Source organism: Actinacidiphila sp. bgisy145, from assembly GCF_057708125.1.
The window spans coordinates 1-20340 of the sequence record NZ_JBYIRL010000072.1; the positions used below are offsets into that span (position 1 = coordinate 1).

Sequence of the window (20340 nt, forward strand, 5' to 3'; positions counted from 1 at the left end):
GAGCAGGTCGCGGACGGCGTCCGCGGACGCGTCCACCTGGCCATAGTCGAGGGCCTGTACGCCATCCAGCACCGCCGGGTCGGCCGGTGCGCTGTGGGCGCGGGCGCGGAAGGCCGCGTCGACGGCGGCCGGTTGGCCGGACGCGGCGGCGGTGTGGGCCCGCTCGACGGTGGCGCGGTCGGCGGCGCTCCAGCCGGCCGTCACCGCCAGGGGCCGGTCGGGGTCCTGGGCCGCCGCAACGAGCAGGTCCTCGAACCGGGCCAGCAGGGCGTCGGCGCCGTCGCGGGTGAGCGTCTCGGAGTGACGGAGCATCAGTTCCGCGCCGGCCGGGGAGCCGACCAGTTCCAGGTCGAACTTGCTGTGCGGGTTCTGCACCGCCAGCAGCCGGGCCGGCATGCCGTCCACCCGCAGCTCGCCGACCGGCCGGTCCGGGAGGAAGTTGAACAGGTGGCGGAAGAGCTGGGTCTGCCAGGACGTGCCGATCCCCGGCAGTCCGGCGGTGATCTCGTCCACGGGGGTGCGGGCGTGCGCCATCGCGCCGAGGAAGGCGTCCCGGGCCTGGCGGGCGAGGTCGCGGAAGCCGCCGGCGAGGTCCACGCGGATACGGATCGGCACGACGTTGACGTGGTAGCCGATGGCGCCGCTCTGCCCGCCGCGGACGTCGACCGGGGAGCCGATCACCAGGTCGGGCCCGGCGCCGTGGGCGGCGAGGAGCGCGGCGTACGCGGCGAGCATCACCGCGCCGGTCGGGGCGCGTACCGCCCGCTGCAAGGCGACGGCGGCCTGCTGCGCGGCGGGGCCGAGCGTGCGGGTGGTGCTGGCTCCCGCGAGCATCGGCTGCCGGCCGCGCGGGGTGCCGCACCACAGGTCCAGCCCGGTCGGGTCGAAGCCGTCGAGGGCCTGGCGCCAGTGGTCGAGGTCGGCGGGGCGCGGCTCGGGTTCGGCCAGCGCCGGGACCGGGGCGGTGGCTTCCGCGGGCAGCGGGCGGCCGGCCGCGACGGCGTCGTAGACCGGGATCAGCGCCTGGAGCAGGACCCCGACCGAGACCATGTCGAAGACCAGGTGGTGCACGGCCACGCAGAGCAGGTCGCCGTCGGCGGTGGCGGCGGTGCCGACCCGGATCAGGGGCCGCCCGTCGAGGGGGAAGGGCCGGTCGACGAAGGCCGTCAGGTCGTCCGCCACCGGCCCGCCCGACAGCTCCAGCGGCTCGACGGGAACGGCGAACTCCCCGGCCGGGACGACGTCCTTGTGCAGTTCGGCGCCGCGCGCGCGGAACACGGTACGCAGGACTTCGTAGCGTCCGGCCACCACCGCCAGGGCCGCGCCCAGGACGTCCGGGCGCAGCCGGCCGCTGACCTGGAGCGCCAGGCCCAGGTTGTTCACCCCGGTGCCGGGGACGAGTTGCTCCAGCAGCCAGAGCGCCTTCTCCTTGGCGGTGGTGGCCGCGGGGCGCGGATCGGCCGCCGGGGGCGCGGCCGCGGGCTCGGGGGCACGCGCCGGCGGGTCGGGCTGGAAGTCCATGTCGGTCAGAATTCGGCGTGGGCGAGAAGCGCGCGGACCGTCGCTCCGTCCCGCAGGAGGTCGGCATGGCCGATATCGATCGGTATGCGGCGGCCAATTGTCGCGGTGGCGTTCACGACGGTGGTGGCGCCGGTTTTCTCCAATTCGGCGTAGTCGGCCGAAGTGAAGCCGATGGCGCCTTCCCAGGCCTTGCCGGGATCGACCTCGGAGGAGGCCGCGAGCCAGGTCATGTACGACTCGAAAAGCAGCACCATCTCTTCGCAGCGGGACTCCGAGAGCCCGATCCGCCGGAACGCGGAACTGGCCATGCCCCGGTACAGGTCGACCATCTGCCCGGCCGCGTCGGCCATCGTGATGGACGGCGCTGCGACGATCTCGCCGGCCTGCTTGCGGCCCTGCTCCGCCTCCTCGGCGGTGAGCACCGGGCCGGCCTGCCCGATCATCTTGTGCATCTCCGACTCCAGCAGTTGCAGGTCGGCGAGTTGCGCGTCGAAGAGCAGGATCTGCGGCATCCGGCCGTGGATCTCGGCCAGCCGCTCGGCGACCTTGCCGGCGTACACGGAGCCGACGCAGTACCCGAGCACCGCCTTGACCTCGTACTTCTCCCAGTCCCCCGCGTGCATCCAGTGCTCGGTGTAGGAGTCGCCGGTCGGGCGGTCGGCCAGCCGCACCGGCGGCGGCGAGGTCTGGAGCACGCCCAGGCCCGACCAGCCGGCGCCCACGCCCGCGACGAGGTCCTCGAAGCCCGCCTCGTGGCGCCCGGCCGCGGGGAAGTCGACGCCGAGTACGAGCGCGTTCGAGGCGGGCTCGGCGATGACGCTCCAGGCACTCTCGTTCGGCACTTTTTCATCCCATCATCGGAGTTTGGCTTGCCTGCGTCCCGCACCACGGCATGCCGCACCGAGGAGCGAGAACCGGTCGGACGTCGGTTTCTCCCGGATGTCCGGGAACCTCTCACCGGTCTTCGGGAGTGCCTTCCCGAAGGGCGGCCGCAAGCTCACCGAGCAGGAACTCCGCGATGGCTTCCGGCATATAGAGGTCATAGACGAAGCCCTCCGGGAGTGTAAGTCCAGTCAGCTCGTTCATCCTTTCCCGCAGTTGAACGGCCGACATGGAGGTCATACCGAGTTCGAAGACATCGGCGTACTGCGGTACGGCGTCGCAGGTGTCGTATCCGAGGAGCACCGCGATCTCCTGCCGGACCAGCTCGCTCAGCAGTTCCTGGCGCTCCGCCGGGGTGACTTCGGCCAGGCGCTGCCGCCAGTGCGCGCCGCCGTCGGGCGCGCCCTGCTCCCCCGCGCCGTCGCCGCTGTCCGCGGGAGTGCCGGCGGGACTGCCGGAAGGCCCGGCGGCGGGCCCGGCGGGGGCGTCTGCGGCGCTCTCGCGGCGCCAGGCGGCCAGCCGCTCCAGTACGGCGCCCAGCGGCATGTCCGCCCGCAACGGCTCGCCCGCGCCGAGCAGTTCGGTCAGCGCGGCCATGTCCTGCTCGGCCAGCGCGGCCCAGAACCGCTGCTCGCCGGGCGAGGCCGCACCGGCGGCGGACGGCGCGGGAGCAGCCGGTGCGGCCGGTGCGGCCGGGGGCTGCGGCCAGTACCGCTGCCGCTGGAAGGCGTACGTGGGCAGGTCGACCCGGCGTCCGCCGCCCAGCACCGCCGCCCAGTCCACGCTGACGCCCCGCACGTACAGCGCGGCCAGCGCCGAGGTGAACGTCCGCAGCCCGCTCTCCGCGCCGCGCAGGGTCGCGGTGACGACGGGGGCGCCCTCGCGGTCGCCCGCGCCGCGCTCCACGGCCGCCGCGGCCTGCGCCAGGGCGGCGGTCACCTGCGGGTCGGGGCCGACCTCGACATACGCGCCGTACCCCGCTGCCACCAGCGCCTGGGCCAACGCGTCCGCGGGAAGGGCGGGTTCCTCCTGCGCGTCGGGCAGCCAGTGCCCGCCGTCCAGGGCCGCGCTGTCCACCCAGTCCATGGCGCGGGTGGAGAACAGCGGCACCGTCCCGGCCCGCGGGCGCGCCGCGGCGGCGCGGTCACCGGGCCGCGCGGCCAGTTCCGCCGCCTCCTCAGCGGTCAGCACGCCGGCCACCTGGGCGGCGGCGATCTCGCCGACACCGTGCCCGGCGACCGCGGCCGGGTGCACACCCGCGGAGCGCCACAGCGCGGCGAGCGACACCAGCACCGCCCACAGCAGGGGACGGCGGACCCGCGGATCGCCGAGCGCGGGGCTGTCGTCGCCGGCCCGCAGCACCTCGGCCGCTTTCCAGTCGACATACGGCGCCAACGCCCGCTCGCAGTCGGCGATCCGGTCGGCGAAGACCGGCGACCGGTCCAGCAGCGCCGCCGCGGCGTCGAACCGCAGGGCGCCGGCGAGGTCCGCGCCACCGCCGGTGCCCGCGGTGTCGCCGGGGAAGACGAACAGCGCCTTGCGGCCCGCCGTGGCGCAGCCGGTCGCCACGTCCCTGGTCTGCACCCCGGCGGCGGCCACCGCGAGGCCCGCCAACAGCGCGTCCCGGTCCGCGCCCTGCACCACCGCGCGGTGGTCGAAGGCGGTGCGGGTGGTGGCCAGCGAGAACGCGACGTCCAGGGCGTCCGCCTCGGGGTGGGCGAGCAGGAACTCGCGCAGCCGGGCCGCCTGGGCCCGCAGCGCCTCGGGGGTGCGGGCGGACAGCGGCAACGGCAGGGCCGGCAGCGGCCCGGGGCCGGCCGGGCGGTCCGGCGCGGCAGCGTGCGCCGGCCCCGCGGGAGCCCCGGTGGGCGGCACGGGGGCCTCTTCGAGGATGACGTGGGCGTTGGTGCCGCTGATCCCGAACGAGGAGACGCCCGCGCGGCGGGGCCGGTCCGCGGCGCGCCACGGCACGGGGTCGGTGAGCAGCCGCACCTCACCGGAGGCCCAGTCCACGTGCGGGGACGGCGCGTCCACGTGCAAGGTGCGGGGCAACTGCTCGTGCCGCAGCGCCAGCACCATCTTGATGACGCCGGCGACACCGGCGGCGGCCTGGGTGTGGCCGATGTTGGACTTGATTGAGCCCAGCCACAGCGGCCGGTCCTCGGGGCGGTCCTGGCCGTAGGTCGCCAGCAGCGCCTGCGCCTCGATGGGGTCGCCGAGCCGGGTGCCGGTGCCGTGGGCCTCCACCGCGTCGACGTCGGCGGGCGTGAGGGCCGCGTTGGCCAGCGCGGCGCGGATGACGCGCTGCTGGGCGGGGCCGTTGGGGGCGGTCAGGCCGTTGGACGCGCCGTCCTGGTTGATGGCCGAGCCGCGCAGCACCGCCAGGACCGGGTGCCCGTTGCGGCGGGCGTCCGACAGCCGCTCGACCACGAGCATCCCGGCGCCCTCGGCGAAGCCGGTGCCGTCGGCCGCCGCGGCGAACGCCTTGCAGCGGCCGTCGGCGGCCAGACCGCGCTGCCGGGAGAACTCCACGAAGGTGCCGGGGGTGGCCATGACCGTCACCCCGCCGGCCAGGGCGAGCGAGCACTCCCCCGCCCGCAGCGACTGCGCGGCCAGGTGCAGCGCCACCAGCGCCGACGAGCAGGCGGTGTCCACGGTGACGGCCGGGCCCTCCAGCCCGAAGCTGTAGGCGAGGCGGCCCGACAGGATGCTGGTGGCGATCCCCGTCATCAGGTGCCCCTCGGACTCGCTGTCGCCGTGGGCGAGCACGCTCATCTCGTAGCCGGAGGTGTAGCCGCCGACGAAGGTGCCGGTGGGGCTGGAGCGCAGCGTGGACGGGTCGATGCCGGACCGTTCGAACGCCTCCCAGGACAGTTCCAGCAGCAGCCGCTGCTGCGGGTCCATGGCCAGCGCCTCGCGCGGGCTGATCTCGAAGAAGCCGGCGTCGAAGGCGCTGGCGTCCTGCACGAACCCGCCGGCCCTGGTGTAGGAGGTGCCGCTGTGCGCGGCGTCCGGGTCGTACAGCCCCGCCAGGTCCCAGCCGCGGTCGGTGGGGAACTCCGAGATCGCGTCGGCGCCTTCGGCGAGAGTGCGCCACAGGTCCTCGGGGCTCGCCATGCCGCCGGGGAAGCGGCAGCTCATGCCGACGATGGCGATCGGGTCGTCCTGCGGCGCGGCCTGCGCCGGGGCGGGGGCGGTCGCGGTGCGCGGGCCGGGGGCCGCGGCGCCGGCGGTGTCGGTGTCGGCGAGGCGGCCGCGGAGGTGGCCGGCGAGCGCGGCCGGGGTGGGGTAGTCGAAGACGAGCGTAGCGGGCAGCCGCAGACCGGTCGCGCTGCTCAGCCGGTTGCGCAACTGGACGGCGGTGAGCGAGTCGAAGCCGAGGTCGGTGAAGGCGCGGCCCGGCTCGACCGCCTCCGCCGAGGCGTGTCCCAGGACCGCGGCGACATGGGCCCGCACCAAATTCAGCAGCAGTTCGTCGCGTTCGGCGGCGGGCAGCGCGGCCAGTTGCCGCTGGAGCGGGTCCGCGCCGCTGTCGCCGGCTCCGGCGGCGCTGCGGCGTCCGGTGCCCGCGGTGACCAGCGCCCGCCACAGCGGCGGCACCTCGGCGGCGGTGGCCGCCTGGGCGCGCAGGGCCGCCAGGTCCAGGCGGGACGGCACGAGCAGTGCCTCGTCCCGGTTCAGGCAGTGGTCCAGCAGGCCGAGGGCCTCCCGGGCGCTGAGCCCGACCGCGCCGCCGCGGGACATGCGGGAGCGGTCGGCGTCCGTCAACTGCCCGGTGAGGCCGCTGGTGTCCGCCCACAGGCCCCAGGCCAGCGACGTGCCGGGCAGCCCGGCGGCCCTGCGGTCGGCGGCGAGCGCGTCGAGGAAGGCGTTGGCGGCCACGTAGTTGCCCTGCCCGGGCACCCCGAACGCCGCCGCCGAGGACGAGAACAGCACGAAGTCCTCGAGACCGGGGGCGAGTTCCCGGGTGAGCTCGTGGAGGTTCCAGGCACCGCCGGCCTTGGGGCGCATCACGCCCGCCACCCGCTCGGGGGTCAGCGAGGCCAGCGTGCCGTCGTCCAGCACCCCGGCGGTGTGCACCACGGTCCGCAAGCCGGCCCGCGCCGGCACCGCGGCGAGCACGGCGGCCAGGTCGCCGCGGTCCGCGGTGTCGCACGCCACCACCTCGACGGCCGCGCCCGACCCGGCGATATCCGCGGCCAGTTCGGCCGCACCGGCGGCGCCGGGACCCGAACGGCTGGTCAGCACCAGGTGGTCCGCCCGGCCCGTCGCCGCCAGGTGGCGCGCCACCAGCCCGCCGAGCGTGCCCGTCCCGCCGGTGACCAGCGCGCAGCGGGCACCGAACTCCTCCGGCCGCGGCAGGCCCGCGGCCGGCTCGGCGGCGCGGTCCGCGGGGCGTTCAACTGCCGTCGTGGCGCGGGATGGACGGGTCAGCCGCCGCCCGTGGACAGCGCCGCCGCGGATCGCCAGGTCGGGCTCTCCGCTGCCCAGGGCCTCCGGCAGCAGGGCGATCTGCTCCGCGGTGCCCTGGGCCGGGAGGTCCACGAGGACCAGCCGGTCCGGGTGCTCGGCCTGCGCGGACCGCACCAGACCGGCGAGCGCGGCGGCCGGCAGGTCCGGTACGCCCTCGGCGGCCGTGACGGCGGCCCCGCCGCGGGTCAGCAGCACCAGGCGGGTGTCGTTCAGGTGCTCCTCGGCCAGCCACTCCTGCAACAGGCGCAGCGTCCCGCCCGTGGCGCGGGTCGCGGCCGCCGCCGGGTCGCTGCTGCTGTCGTCCTCGGCCCCGGCACAGGCCACGACGACCGCGGGCCGGTACTCCCCGCCCTCCACCGCGGCGGCGACATCGCCGGGCGCGGCGAAACTCCGCGGCGCCGTCCCCACGCTGCCGAGCGCCTCGGCGGCACCGAAGCGGTCGGCGCCGAGCAGCGCCCACTCTCCGGCCGGGGGCCGTGCCCCGGCCAGCCGGACCCACTCCACGGTGAACAGGGCGTCCAGCGCGGCGCTGTCGGGGGCGGCGAGGCGGCCGTCGGCCACCGGGCGGGTGATGAGCGACGCGACGGATACCACGGGCTGCCCCGTCGGGTCCGCGGCGGTGAGGGACAGTACGCCGTCAGGGTCGCGGCGCAGCCGGGCGCGGAGCACCGAGGCGCCGGAGGCGTGCAGTTCGACGCCCGTCCAGGCGAACGGCAGCCGCACCGGCCCGGGTTCGGCCGGAGCGTCCGCGCCGAGCAGGACCCCGGCGTGCAGGACCGCGTCGAGCAGCGCGGGGTGCAGGCCGAAGGCGGCCGCGTCCTGCGCCACTTCCTCGGGGAGCGCCACCTCGGCGAAGACGTCCTTACCGCGCCGCCACGCCGCCCGCAGGCCCTGGAACGCCGGGCCGTAGCCGTACGGGCCCTCGTTCGCGACCTCGTACAGTCCGGAGACGTCCACGGCCGCGGCCCCGGCAGGCGGCCATATCGCGAAGTCCTCGTCGGCATCGGCGAGTTCGACGGCGGGCGCGAGCAGGCCGCTCGCGTGCTGCGTCCAGCCCTGCGCGGAGTCGGCGGTGGCGGCGGGGTCGGCGTTGTCGGGGCGGGAGAACACCTCGACGGTCCGGCGGCCCTCGGTGTCCGCCTCGGCGAGCACCACTTGGAGCCGGACTCCCGAACCGTCGGCGGGCAGGACGAGCGGCGTCTGAAGCGTCAGCTCCTCCAGCACCCCGCAGCCCACCTGGTCACCGGCGCGCACGGCCAACTCCACGAAGCCCGTACCGGGCAGCAGCACCACGCCGCCCACGGCGTGATCCGCCAGCCAGGGATGGGTCCGCACCGACAGGCGGCCGGTGCACACCAGCCCCGCGCCGCCCGCGAGTTCGACGGCCGCGCCCAGCAGCGGGTGGCCCACCGCCCCGAGACCGAGGGCAGCCGGGTCACCGCTGGGGGCGGCGCCGGCCGCCTTCGGCCAGAACCACTCGTGCTGGAAGGCGTACGTCGGCAGCTCTACCAGGTCACCGGCGGGCAGGACAGTGCGCCACTCGACCGGCGCGCCGTGGACATACGCCTCGGCGAACGAGGCGAGCAGGCGCTCCGCGCCGCCGTCGTCGCGGCGCAACGTCGGGCAGACGGCGGCGGGTTCGGCGCCCGGGCCCGCTTCCCGCGCGACCTCTTCGAGGGTGTCGTTCATGGCACCCATCAGGACGGGATGCGGGGTGACCTCGACGAAGAGCTGGTGGCCGCGGTCCGCCAACGTCCGCACCGCACGGTCGAAATGGACCGTCGCACGGAGACTACGGAACCAGTAACCGGCGTCCAACTCCTCACCGTTCAGGGTCTCGCCAGTCATCGCCGACACCATCGGAACCCGGCCGCGACGGGGGGTGATCCCGGCCAGGACCGACCTGATCTCGTCCTCCAGGCGGTCCACCTGCGCCGAGTGGGACGCGTAATCCACCGCCACCATCCGCGCCCGGGTGCCCTCGGCCTCGAACTCCGCCTTCAACTCCTCCAGAGCTGCGGGTTCACCGGACACCACCACCGCGGACGGACCGTTGACGGCCGCCAGTGCCACGGTGTCCCCGAACCGGGCCAAGCGCTCCTCGACCTCGCCCGCGGACCGGCTCACCGACAGCATCCCGCCCGCACCCGCCAGCACCTTCAACGACTGCGACCGCAACGCCACCACACGGGCGCCATCCTCCAACGACAGCATCCCCGCGACCGTCGCCGCCGCGATCTCACCCTGCGAGTGACCCACGACAGCCTCGGGCGACACTCCGGCGGCTTCCCAGACCGCGGCCAGCGACACCATGACGGCCCACAGCGCGGGCTGCACCACGTCAGCCGCCTCAAGTGCCGGGGCGCCTTCCGCACCCGCCAGCACATCATGCAGCGACCACTCCACATACGGCGCCAACGCCGCCGCACACTCCGCCAACCGAGCCGCGAACACCGGCGACACCGACGCCAGCTCACGCCCCATCCCCACCCACTGCGACCCCTGACCCGCGAACGCGAACACCGGACGCCCCACGGCACGCGCCGTACCCGACACCACCGCACCCGACGGCACACCCGCCGCCAAACTCTCCAACCCGCCCACCAACGCGGCCCGGTCACCACCGACCACCACCGCCCGGTGCTCGAAAGCCGAACGCGTCACCGCCAACGACCACGCCACATCAGCGGGTTGCAGCTCGGGGCGGGCCGAGACCCACTCCCCCAGCCGCTCCGCCTGCGCGGCCAGTCCCGCCGCCGAACGGCCCGACACCAGCCACGCACCAGCACGGTCGCCCGACAGCACCGGCAGCCCGCCCGCCATGCCGTCGGGCTCCGAAGCGGCCGCCTCGGCCTCCTCGGGCTCCGGCGCCGGGGCCTCCTCCAGGATGACGTGCGCGTTGGTGCCGCTCAGGCCGAAGGAGGACACCCCGGCCCGCCGTACGCGCTCCCCGCCGGGCCACGGCACCGGTTCCGTCAGCAGCCGGACCTCCCCGGCGCTCCAGTCCACGTGCGGGGAGGGCTCGTCGGCGTGCAGGGTGCGGGGCAGCGCACCGTGCTGCAACGCCAGCACCATCTTGATCACGCCGGCGACACCGGCGGCGGCCTGCGTGTGGCCGATGTTGGACTTCACCGAGCCCAGCAGCAGCGGCCGCCCTTCGGGACGGTCCTGGCCGTAGGTGGCCAGCAGCGCCTGCGCCTCGATCGGGTCACCCAACGTCGTACCGGTGCCGTGCGCCTCCACCACGTCCACATCGGCCGTGCCCAGGCCGGAGTTGGCGAGCGCCGCCCGGATCACGCGCTGCTGCGAGGGGCCGTTGGGCGCCGTGAGGCCGTTGGACGCGCCGTCCTGGTTGACCGCAGAACCCCGCAGCACCGCAAGGACCTTGTGGCCCTTGCGCCGCGCGTCCGAGAGCCGTTCGACCACGAGCATGCCCGTGCCCTCGGCGAAGCCCATGCCGTCGGCGCCGGCGCCGAACGCCTTGCACCGGCCGTCCACGGCCAGGCCGCGCTGCTGGCTGAACCCGATGATGCCGTCCGGGGTGGAGATGATCGTGGTTCCGCCCGCGAGGGCCAGGGAGCACTCCCCGGCCCGGACCGCCTGGGCGGCGAGGTGCAGCGCGACGAGGGACGACGAGCAGGCCGTGTCCACCGTCACCGCGGGGCCCTCCAGGCCGAGCGCGTAGGAGATCCGGCCGGACAGGACGCTGGTGGCGAAGCCGGTGGTGGCGTTGCCCTCGCTGCCGTCGCCCGCGGCGGCCAGGCCGATGCCGTATGCCGAGGCGAAGCCGCCGACAAAGACGCCGGTCTGGCTACCGCGCAGCGACGACGGGTCGATGCCGGCCCGCTCCAGCGCCTCCCAGGATGCCTCCAGGATCTGCCGCTGCTGCGGGTCCATGGCCAGCGCCTCGCGCGGGCTGATCCCGAAGAAGTCGGCGTCGAAGCCGCCGGCGTCCGCGACGAAGCCGCCGTCGGTCGCGTAGGAGGTGCCCACGCTGTCGGGGTCCGGGTCGTAGAGGCCGTCGATGTCCCAGCCGCGGTCCTCGGGGAAGCGGGCGACGGCGTCCTTCCCGTCGGCGAGCAGCCGCCAGAACGCGTCGGGGTCGTTGGCGTCGCCGGGGAAGCGGCAGGCGAGGCCGACGATGGCGAGCGGGTCGCCGGAAGCGGCCTGGACGGTGGGGAGTTGGGGCGCCGCCGCGGCCTGCCCGTCGCCTTCGCCGTCGCCGATGATGCGGGACCGCAGGTGGCCGGCGAGCGCGAGCGGGTTGGGGTAGTCGAAGACGAGGGTGGCGGGCAGCCGCAGCCCGGTCGCCGTGGTGAGGCGGTTGCGCAGTTCGACGGCGGTGAGCGAGTCGAAGCCGAGGTCGGTGAAGGCGCGGCCGGGGTCGACCGCCTCCGCCGAGGCGTGCCCGAGGACGGCCGCGACATGGGTGCGGACCAGGCCGGTCAGCAGCCGTGTCCGGTCCTGCTCCGGGAGGCCGGCCAGTTGCTGGTGCAGCGCGTCGGCGCTGCCGCCGCCGGCACCGGCGGCGGTCCGCCGTCCGGCGCCGACCAGCGCCCGCCACAGCGGCGGGATCTCCGCGCTCCGGGCTGCCTGGGCGCGCAGTCCCGCCAGGTCGAGCCGGGACGGCACCAGCGCCGCCTCGTCGGCGGCCAGGCCGAGGTCCAGCAGCGCCATGCCTTCCTGCGCGCTCAGCGCGAGGGCGCCGTTGCGGGACATGCGGGACCGGTCGGCGTCCGTCAACTGCCCGGTGAGGCCGCTGGCGTCGGCCCACAGGCCCCAGCCCAGCGCGACGCCGGGCAGTCCGGCGGCGCGGCGCTCGGCGGCGAGCGCGTCGAGGAAGGCGTTGGCGGCCACGTAGTTGCCCTGCCCGGGCACCCCGAACGCCGCCGCCGAGGACGAGAACAGCACGAAGTCCTCAAGGTTGGGGGCGAGTTCCCGGGTGAGCTCGTGGAGGTTCCAGGCACCGTCCGCCTTCGGCCGCAGCACCGTGGTGAGGCGCTCCGGAGTCAGCGACGCCACGGTGCCGTCGTCCAGCACGCCGGAGGTGTGGACCACGGTCCGCAGCGGGCGGCCGGCCAGGACGGCGGCGGTCGCCTCACGGTCGGCGACGTCGCAGGCCACGACGTCCACCGCGGCGCCGGATTCGGCGAGTTGCGCGGCCAGCGCCGCCGCTCCCTTGGCCGCGGGGCCCGAACGGCTGGTCAGCAGCAGCGCGTCCGCCCGGCCGGTGGTGGCCAGGTGGTGTGCGACCAGGCCGCCCAACGTGCCGGTGCCGCCGGTGACCAGCGCCGTACGGGCGGCGCGCGGGGCCGGTTGCGGGGGCCGAGCCGCGGAGAGGTGCGCGGACAGGAGCGCGGGCAGGGTCAGGACGATCTTCCCGGTGTGCCGGGCGTGCTGCATGTGGCGGAAGGCGTCCGGCGCCCTGCGTACGTCCCAGGCCCGCAGCGGCAGCGGCCGCAACTCGCCCCTGGCCAGCAGCTCCACGATCCCTTCGAGCATGGCACCCAGCGCGACGGGTCCCGCCTCCCCGAGGTCGAACGCCCGGTAGCGGACGCCCGGCAGTTCCCCGGCCACCTTGTCGGAGTCGCGGACGTCGGTGCGTCCCATCTCCACGAAGCTGCCACCGCGCGGCAGCAACCGCAGTGAGGCGTCGGTGAGTTCACCGGCCAGCGAGTTCACCACGATGTCCACACCGGCCCCGTCGGTGGCCGCCAGGAACGCCGCCTCGAACCCGGCATCACGCGACGATGCCCGGTGCGCCTCGTCGATGCCCATCCCCGCCAGCACCGGCCACTTCGCCGGGCTCGCCGTGGCGAACACCTCAAGGCCGAGATACCGCGCCAGTTGCACCGCCGCCATGCCCACACCACCGGCGGCCGCGTGCACCAGCACCCGCTGCCCCGACTTCGCGTCGGCCAACTCCACCAGCGCGTACCAGGCCGTCAGGAACGCGGTCGGCACCGACGCCGCCTCGGCGAGGGTCCACGCGTCGGGGACGCGGACCAGCTGGCGGGCGTCGGTGACGAGGGACGGTCCGAAGCCGCCCTGCGCGACGCCCATCACCCGGTCACCGGGGGCGAGGCGGTCGACGCCTTCACCGACCTCCACCACGGTGCCGGCGATCTCGCTGCCCATCACGCCGCCGCCGGGATACATCCCCAGCGCGATCAGCACATCGCGGAAGTTCAGCCCCGCGGCGCCCACCGCGACCCGCACCTGCCCCGCCGCCGGTGCCGCCAAGGCCTCCGGGACAGCGACCGCCGACAGGCCCGCGAGCGAACCGCCCGCGTCCGGCTCCAGCCGCCACGGCCCCTCCGGCACCACCAGCGCCCCCGAAGGACGCGTCAGCCGGCGCCCGTACACCTTGCCGTCCCGGACCGCCACTTCGGGCTCCCCGGCGGCGACGGCCCGCGGGAGTACGGCGGCCTGCTCGGCGGTGCGGGTGGCCGGGAGGTCGACCAGCAGCAGCCGGGCGTCCGGGTTCTCCGACTGCGCCGAGCGCACCAGCCCGGAGACGGCGGCGGCCGGCAGGTCGGCGACGCCCTCACCGGCGGAGACCGCGGTGGCCCCGCGGGTGAGGAGCACCAGCCGGGCGTCGCCGAGCCGTTCCTCGGCCAGCCACTGCTGGACCAGGCGCAGGGTCTCCGCGGTCGCACCGGCCGCGGCCCGGGCCGGGTCCGTGTCCTGCGCGTCGCCCCCGGCGCAGGACAGGACGACGGCGGGCGCGATGTCCCCCGCCTCCGCGGCGGCGGCCAGCTCGTCCAGGCCGGGGAAGGTCCGCACCGCCGTGCCGGACCGCGCCAACGCCTCGGCGGCGCCGTGCCGGTCGGCGCCCAGCAGGACCCACACACCGGCCGCCGTCTCGCCGGCCGCCATCTCACCGGCCGCCGCCTCGCCGCTGGTGATCGGCGTCCAGGCGACGCTGAACAGCGCGTCGGCCACGGCGGCACCCGCGGAGCCGAGGTGGTCCGCGGCCATCGGGCGGGTGACGAGGGAGGCCACGGAGAGCACCGGGCGGCCCTCCGGGTCGGCGGTGCGCACGGTCAGGGTGCCGTCGGCGTCGCGGCGCAGGCGGGCGCGGAGCACCGAGGCGCCGGAGGCGTGCAGTTCGACGCCGGTCCAGGCGAACGGCAGCCGCACCTCGTCGGCGGCGCCCTCGGCGCTGCCGCCCGTCAGGAACGCGGCGTGCAGGACGGCGTCGAGCAGGGCGGGGTGCAGGCCGAAGGCGGCCGCGTCCTGCGCCACTTCCTCGGGGAGCGCCACCTCGGCGAAGACGTCCTCGCCGCGCCGCCACGCCGCGCGCAGGCCCTGGAACGCCGGGCCGTAGCCGTACGGGCCCTCGTTCGCGGCCTGGTAGAGACCGGAGACGTCGACGGCCGCGGCCCCGCGGGGCGGCCAGACGGCGAAGTCCGCGTCGGCCGCCGCGGGTTGCGCGGCGGGCGCGAGCAGGCCGCTCGCGTGCCGGGTCCACACCTGCGTCAGGTCCGGCGTGTCGGGGCGGGAGAACACCTCGACGGTACGGCGGTCGTCCGTGCCGGCGCCGGCCAGCACCACCTGGATCTGGACGGCGCCACCGTCGGCGGGGAGCGTCAGCGGCGTCTGGAGGGTGAGTTCCTCCAGCAGGCCGCAGCCGACCTGGTCGCCGGCGCGGACCGCCAGTTCGACGTAGGCCGTGCCGGGCAGCAGCACCACGCCGCCGACGGCGTGGTCGGCCAGCCACGGATGGGTCCGCACCGACAGGCGGCCGGTGCACACCGTGCCCGTCCCGCCGGCCAGTTCGACGGCCGCGCCCAGCAGCGGATGGTCCACCGCCCTGAGTCCGAGGGCCGCCGGGTCACCGCTGGGGGCGGCCCCGGTCGCCTTCGGCCAGAACCACTCGTGCTGGAAGGCGTACGTCGGCAGCTCTACCAGGTCACCGGCGGGCAGGACGGACGTCCAGTCCACGGGGGCGCCGGCCGTGAACGCCTCGGCGAGCGAGGTCAGCAGGCGTTCGGTGCCGCCGTGGTCGCGGCGCAACGTCGGGCAGACGGCGGCGGGTTCAGCGCCGTGACCGGTCTCCTGGGCCACGTCCTCCAGGGTGTCGTTCATGGCACCCATCAGGACCGGGTGCGGAGTGACCTCGACGAACAGCTGGTGGCCGCGGCCCGCCAACGTCCGCACGGCACGGTCGAAATGGACCGTCGCACGGAGACTCCGGAACCAGTAACCGGCATCCAACTCCTCACCGGTCAGCGTCTCCCCGGTCATCGCCGACACCATGGGCACCCGGCCCCGACGAGGGTTGATGCCCGCCAGGACGGACGTGATCTCGTCCTCCAGGCGGTCCACCTGCGCCGAATGGGAGGCGTAGTCCACCGCCACCATCCGCGCCCGGACGCCCTCGGCCTCGAACTCCGCCTTCAACTCCTCCAACGCACCCGGCTCACCCGACACCACCACCGCCGAAGGCCCGTTCACCGCCGCCAACGCCACGGTGTCCCCGAACCGGACCAACCGCTCCTCAACCTCAGCCGCGGACCGGCTCACCGACAGCATCCCGCCCGCACCCGCCAACACCTTCAACGACTGCGACCGCAACGCCACCACCCGAGCGCCATCCTCCAACGACAGCATCCCCGCCACCGTCGCCGCCGCGATCTCACCCTGCGAATGCCCCACCACAGCCTCAGGAGCAACCCCGGCCGCCTCCCACACCGCCGCCAAAGACACCATCACCGCCCACAACGCCGGCTGCACCACATCAGCCGCCTCCAACGCCGGAGCACCCTCCGCACCCGCCAACACCTCATCGAGCGACCACTCCACATACGGCGCCAACGCCGCCGCACACTCCGCAAGACGAGCCGCGAACACCGGCGACACACCCGCCAGTTCACGGCCCATCCCCACCCACTGCGACCCCTGACCCGCGAACGCGAACACCGGGCGTACCTCCGCACGCCCCACCCCCGACACCACCGCACCCGACGGCGTACCGGACCCCACACTCGCCAGACCCGCCACCAACCCGGCCCGGTCACCACCCACCACCACCGCCCGGTGCTCGAACACCGACCGAGCAGCCGCCAACGACCACGCCACATCCGCCGGTTCGAGACCCGGACGCCCGTCGACCCACTCCCGCAACCGCTCCGCCTGCGCGGCCAACCCCGCCGCAGAACGGGCGCTGACGACCCACGCCCGCGCACCGGAGACGACCCGCGGGGCGGCCGGGGCTGCGTCGGTGTCCGCTTCCTCGGTCTGCGCCGGGGCCTCCTCCAGCACCACGTGGGCGTTGGTGCCGCTGAGGCCGAAGGAGGAGACGCCGGCCCGCCGTACGCGCTCCCCGCCGGGCCACGGCACCGGTTCCGTCAGCAGCCGGACGTCCCCGGCGCTCCAGTCCACGTGCGGGGAGGGCTCGTCGGCGTGGAGGGTCTGCGGGAGCTGCTCGTGCTGGAGCGCCAGCACCATCTTGATGACACCGGCGACACCGGCGGCCTGCTGGGCGTGGCCGATGTTGGACTTCACCGACCCCAGCCACATCGGACGGCCCTCGGGGCGGTCCTGGCCGTAGGTGGCCAGCAGCGCCTGCGCCTCGATCGGGTCTCCCAGCGTCGTACCCGTGCCGTGGGCCTCCACCGCGTCCACGTCCGCGGTGGTCAGGTGGGCGCCGGCCAGCGCCGCGCGGATGACGCGCTGCTGCGAGGGGCCGTTGGGGGCGGTGAGCCCGTTGGACGCGCCGTCCTGGTTGACCGCAGAACCGCGCACCACCGCGAGGACCTTGTGGCCGTTGCGCCGGGCGTCCGACAGCCGCTCCAGGACGAGCATGCCGGCGCCCTCGCCCATGCCCATGCCGTCGGCGTCGGCGGAGAACGCCTTGCACCGGCCGTCCGCGGCCAGGCCGCTCTGGCGGGAGAAGCCGATGAGCCCGACGGGGGACGCCATGACGGTGGCGCCGCCGGCGAGCGCCAGCGAGCACTCCCCCGACCGCAGGGCCTGGGCGGCCAGGTGCAGCGCGACGAGGGACGACGAGCAGGCGGTGTCCACCGACACCGCGGGCCCCTGCAACCCGAGCAGGTAGGAGATGCGCCCCGACATCACGCTGACCGCGCCACCGGTCATCAGGTGCCAGTACAGGTCGTCGGTGTGCAGGGCCGGGTTGGCGTGGTAGTCGGAGGAGGCGACGCCGACGAACACGCCGGTCTGGGAGCCGCGGAGCGAGGTGGGCGACACCCCGGCGCGCTCCAGCGCCTCCCAGGACGTCTCCAGCAGCAGCCGCTGCTGCGGGTCCATCGCCAGCGCCTCGCGCGGGCTGATCCCGAAGAAGTCGGCGTCGAAGCCGCCGACGTCCTGGAGGAAGCCGCCCTCGGCCACGGGCGAGGCGTCCGGGTGGTCCGGGTCGGGGTCGTGGACGCTGTCGGCGTTCCAGCCCCGGTCGGTGGGGAAGCCGGAGATGGCGTCCCCGCCGGCGGACAGCAGCCGCCACAGGTCCTCGGGCGTGCTGACCCCGCCCGGATACCGGCAGCTCATGCCGACGATCGCCAGCGGTTCCGACGCCGCCGAGACGAGCCGGCGGTTCTGCTGCCGCAGCCGCTCGGTCTCCTTCACGGAGGCACGCAGCGCTTCCAGGAGCTTGTCAGCCTGTCCGGTCATCGCTGCCTCCACGCATCGCACATCACCCATGTCCTTCGCGGCGCCGTCCGCGGTGTCCTCTCCGGCGTCGTCCGCGCCCGCACTCCGCGCGCCCTCACTCCGCGTCCCCCTCCAGGGCGAGGCGGATCAGGCTGTCGGCGTCCAGCGCGTCGATGTCGCCGCTCGGCTCCTCCTCGTCACCGAGCAGGGCGTCGTCGCGGACACCGGCGAGCCGCATCAGCGCGTCCATCAGCCCGGCCTCGCGGAACCTGGACAGCGGAACGGTCGCGAGCGCCGTGCGCAGTTTCTCCTCCGCGGCGTCCGGCGCGCTCTGTTCAACAAGCTCCGGCGCCAACTTCTCCAGCAGGAAGGCGGCGAGTTCCACGGTGTTGGGGTAGTCGAAGACCAGGGTGGCGGGCAGCCGCTGGCCGGTGGCCGTGGTGAGCCGGTTGCGCAGCTCGACGGCGGTCAGCGAGTCGAAGCCGAGGTCGGTGAAGGCGCGGCCCGCCTCGACCGTCTCCGTGGAGGCGTGCCCGAGGACGGCAGCGACGTGGGTACGGACCAGGTCGGCCAGCAGCCGGGTGCGCTCCGCCTGTGTCAGTCCGGCCAGCTGCTGGCGCAGCGCGTCGGCGCTGCCGCCGCCCGTGCCGGCTCCGGCGGCGCTGCGCCGGCCGGTGCCCGCCGTGACCAGGGCCCGGAACAGCGGCGGGACCTGGGTGCCGCCGGCGGTCTGGGCCCGCAGTCCGGCCAGGTCGAGCTTGGCCGGCATCAGCAGCGCCTCGTCCCTGGCCAGGGCCAGGTCCAGCAGCGCCAGTCCCTCGCCGGCGGTGAGCGCGGTGACGCCGCCGCGCTGGATGCGCTTGCGTTCGGACGCGCTGAGCCGCCCGGTCAGTGCGCTGGCGTCGGCCCACATGCCCCAGGCCAGTGAGGTGCCGGGCAGTCCGGCCGCCCTGCGCTCGGCGGCGAGGGCGTCGAGGAAGGCGTTGGCGGCCACGTAGTTGCCCTGGCCGGGGCTGGAGAAGGCGGCCGCGGCGGAGGAGAAGAGCACGAAGTGGTCCAGGTCGAGTCCCCGGGTCAGCGTGTGCAGGTTCCAGGCGCCGTCCGCCTTCGGCCGCAGCACCGTGGTGAGGCGCTCCGGGGTCAGCGACGCCACCGTGGCGTCGTCGAGGAGTCCGGCGGTGTGGACCACGGTCCGCAGCGGGGCATGGGCCGGGATGCCGGCGACCACGGCGGCCAGCTCTCCGCGGTCGGCGGCGTCGCAGGCCACGACGTCCACCGCGGCGCCGGATTCGGCGAGTTGCGCGGCGAGCACCGCCGCTCCCTTGGCGGCGGGGCCCGAACGGCTGGTCAGCAGCAGCGCGTCCGCCCGGCCGGTGGTGGCCAGGTGGTGTGCGACCAGGCCGCCCAACGTGCCGGTGCCGCCGGTGACCAGCGCCGTACGGGCAGGGGCCGGGGTGACCCGCGGGGCCACGGCGGCTCCCGCGGGCAGGGTCAGGACGATCTTCCCGGTGTGCCGGGCGTGCTGCATGTGGCGGAAGGCGTCCGGTGCCCTGCGTACGTCCCAGGCCCGCAGCGGCAGCGGCCGCAACTCGCCCGCGGCCAGCAGCTCCATGACTCCTTCGAGCATGGCGGCCAGCGCGTCGGGGCCGGCCTCGGCGAGTTGGAAGGCCCGGTAGCGGACGCCGGGCTGCTCCGCGGCCACCTTGTCGGCGTCGCGGACGTCGGTGCGTCCCATCTCCACGAAGCTGCCACCGCGCGGCAGCAACCGCAGCGAGGCGTCGGTGAGTTCACCGGCCAGCGAGTTCACCACGATGTCCACACCGGCCCCGTCCGTGGCCGCCAGGAACGCCGCCTCGAACCCGGCGTCACGCGACGACGCCCGGTGCGCCTCGTCGATGCCCATCCCCGCCAGCACCGGCCACTTCGCCGGGCTCGCCGTGGCGAACACCTCAAGGCCCAAGTACCGCGCCAGTTGCACCGCCGCCATACCCACGCCACCGGTGGCCGCGTGCACCAGCACCCGCTGCCCCGACTTCGCGTCGGCCAACTCCACCAGCGCGTACCAGGCCGTCAGGAAGGCGCTGGGGACGGTGGCCGCTTCGGCGAAGGACCAGCCGTCGGGGATGCGCACCAGGTGGCGGGCGTCGGTGACGGCCGTGGGCCCGAAGGCGCCCTCGGCGAGGCCCATGACCCGGTCGCCCGGGACCAGCCGGCCGACACCGTCGCCGGTGTCGAGGACCGTGCCGGCGATCTCGCTGCCCATCATGCCGCCGCCGGGGTACATCCCCAGGGCGATCAGCACGTCGCGGAAGTTCAGCCCCGCGGCGCCCACCGCGACCCGCACCTGCCCCGCCGCCGGTGCCTCCGAGACCTCCGGGGCGGAAACGGCCGACAGGCCCGCGAGCGAACCGCCCGCGTCCGGCTCCAGCCGCCACGGACCCTCCGGCACCACCAGCGCACCCGAAGGACGCGTCAGCCGGCGCCCGTACACCTTGCCGTCCCGGACCGCCAGCTCGGACTCCTCGCCGCCCAGTGCCGTCGGCAGCAAGGCGGCGTACGCGGCGGAGCCGCCGGTCGGCAGGTCGACGAGGACCAGCCGGTCCGGGTTCTCCGACTGCGCCGAGCGCACCAGCCCGGAGAGGGTGGCCGCCGGCAGGTCGGCGACGCCCTCACCGGCCGCGACGGCCACGCCGCCGCGGGTGAGGAGCACCAACCGGGCGTCGTCCAGGCGTCGTTCGGCCAGCCACTCCTGGACCAGCCCCAGCGTCTCCCCGGTCGCGCGGGCCGCGGCCCGGGCCGGGTCCGTGTCCTGCGCGTCGCCCCCGGCGCAGGACAGGACGACGGCGGGCG

The 20340-nt window shown here is 75.6% G+C and carries 3 protein-coding genes and 1 pseudogene; all 4 read right to left on the reverse strand.

Going from position 1 to position 20340, the window contains the following annotated elements; all coding sequences use genetic code 11:
- Window positions 1–1521 (reverse strand): condensation domain-containing protein (locus AC3ERT_RS35460; RefSeq protein ID WP_435179190.1); only part of this gene is annotated, 1521 nt, incomplete at its 3' end.
- Between the two features lie 5 nt (window positions 1522–1526).
- Complete coding sequence (locus tag AC3ERT_RS35465; protein ID WP_435126785.1) at window positions 1527–2363, reverse strand: hypothetical protein; 837 nt, start codon at window positions 2361–2363, stop codon at window positions 1527–1529.
- A 178-nt stretch (window positions 2364–2541) separates the two neighbouring features.
- Window positions 2542–17463 (reverse strand): annotated as a pseudogene (locus AC3ERT_RS35470) (SDR family NAD(P)-dependent oxidoreductase); the annotation flags it as partial.
- Between the two features lie 142 nt (window positions 17464–17605).
- Window positions 17606–20340: SDR family NAD(P)-dependent oxidoreductase (locus AC3ERT_RS35475; protein WP_435179194.1), on the reverse strand; the 2735-nt coding region annotated here is incomplete at its 5' end.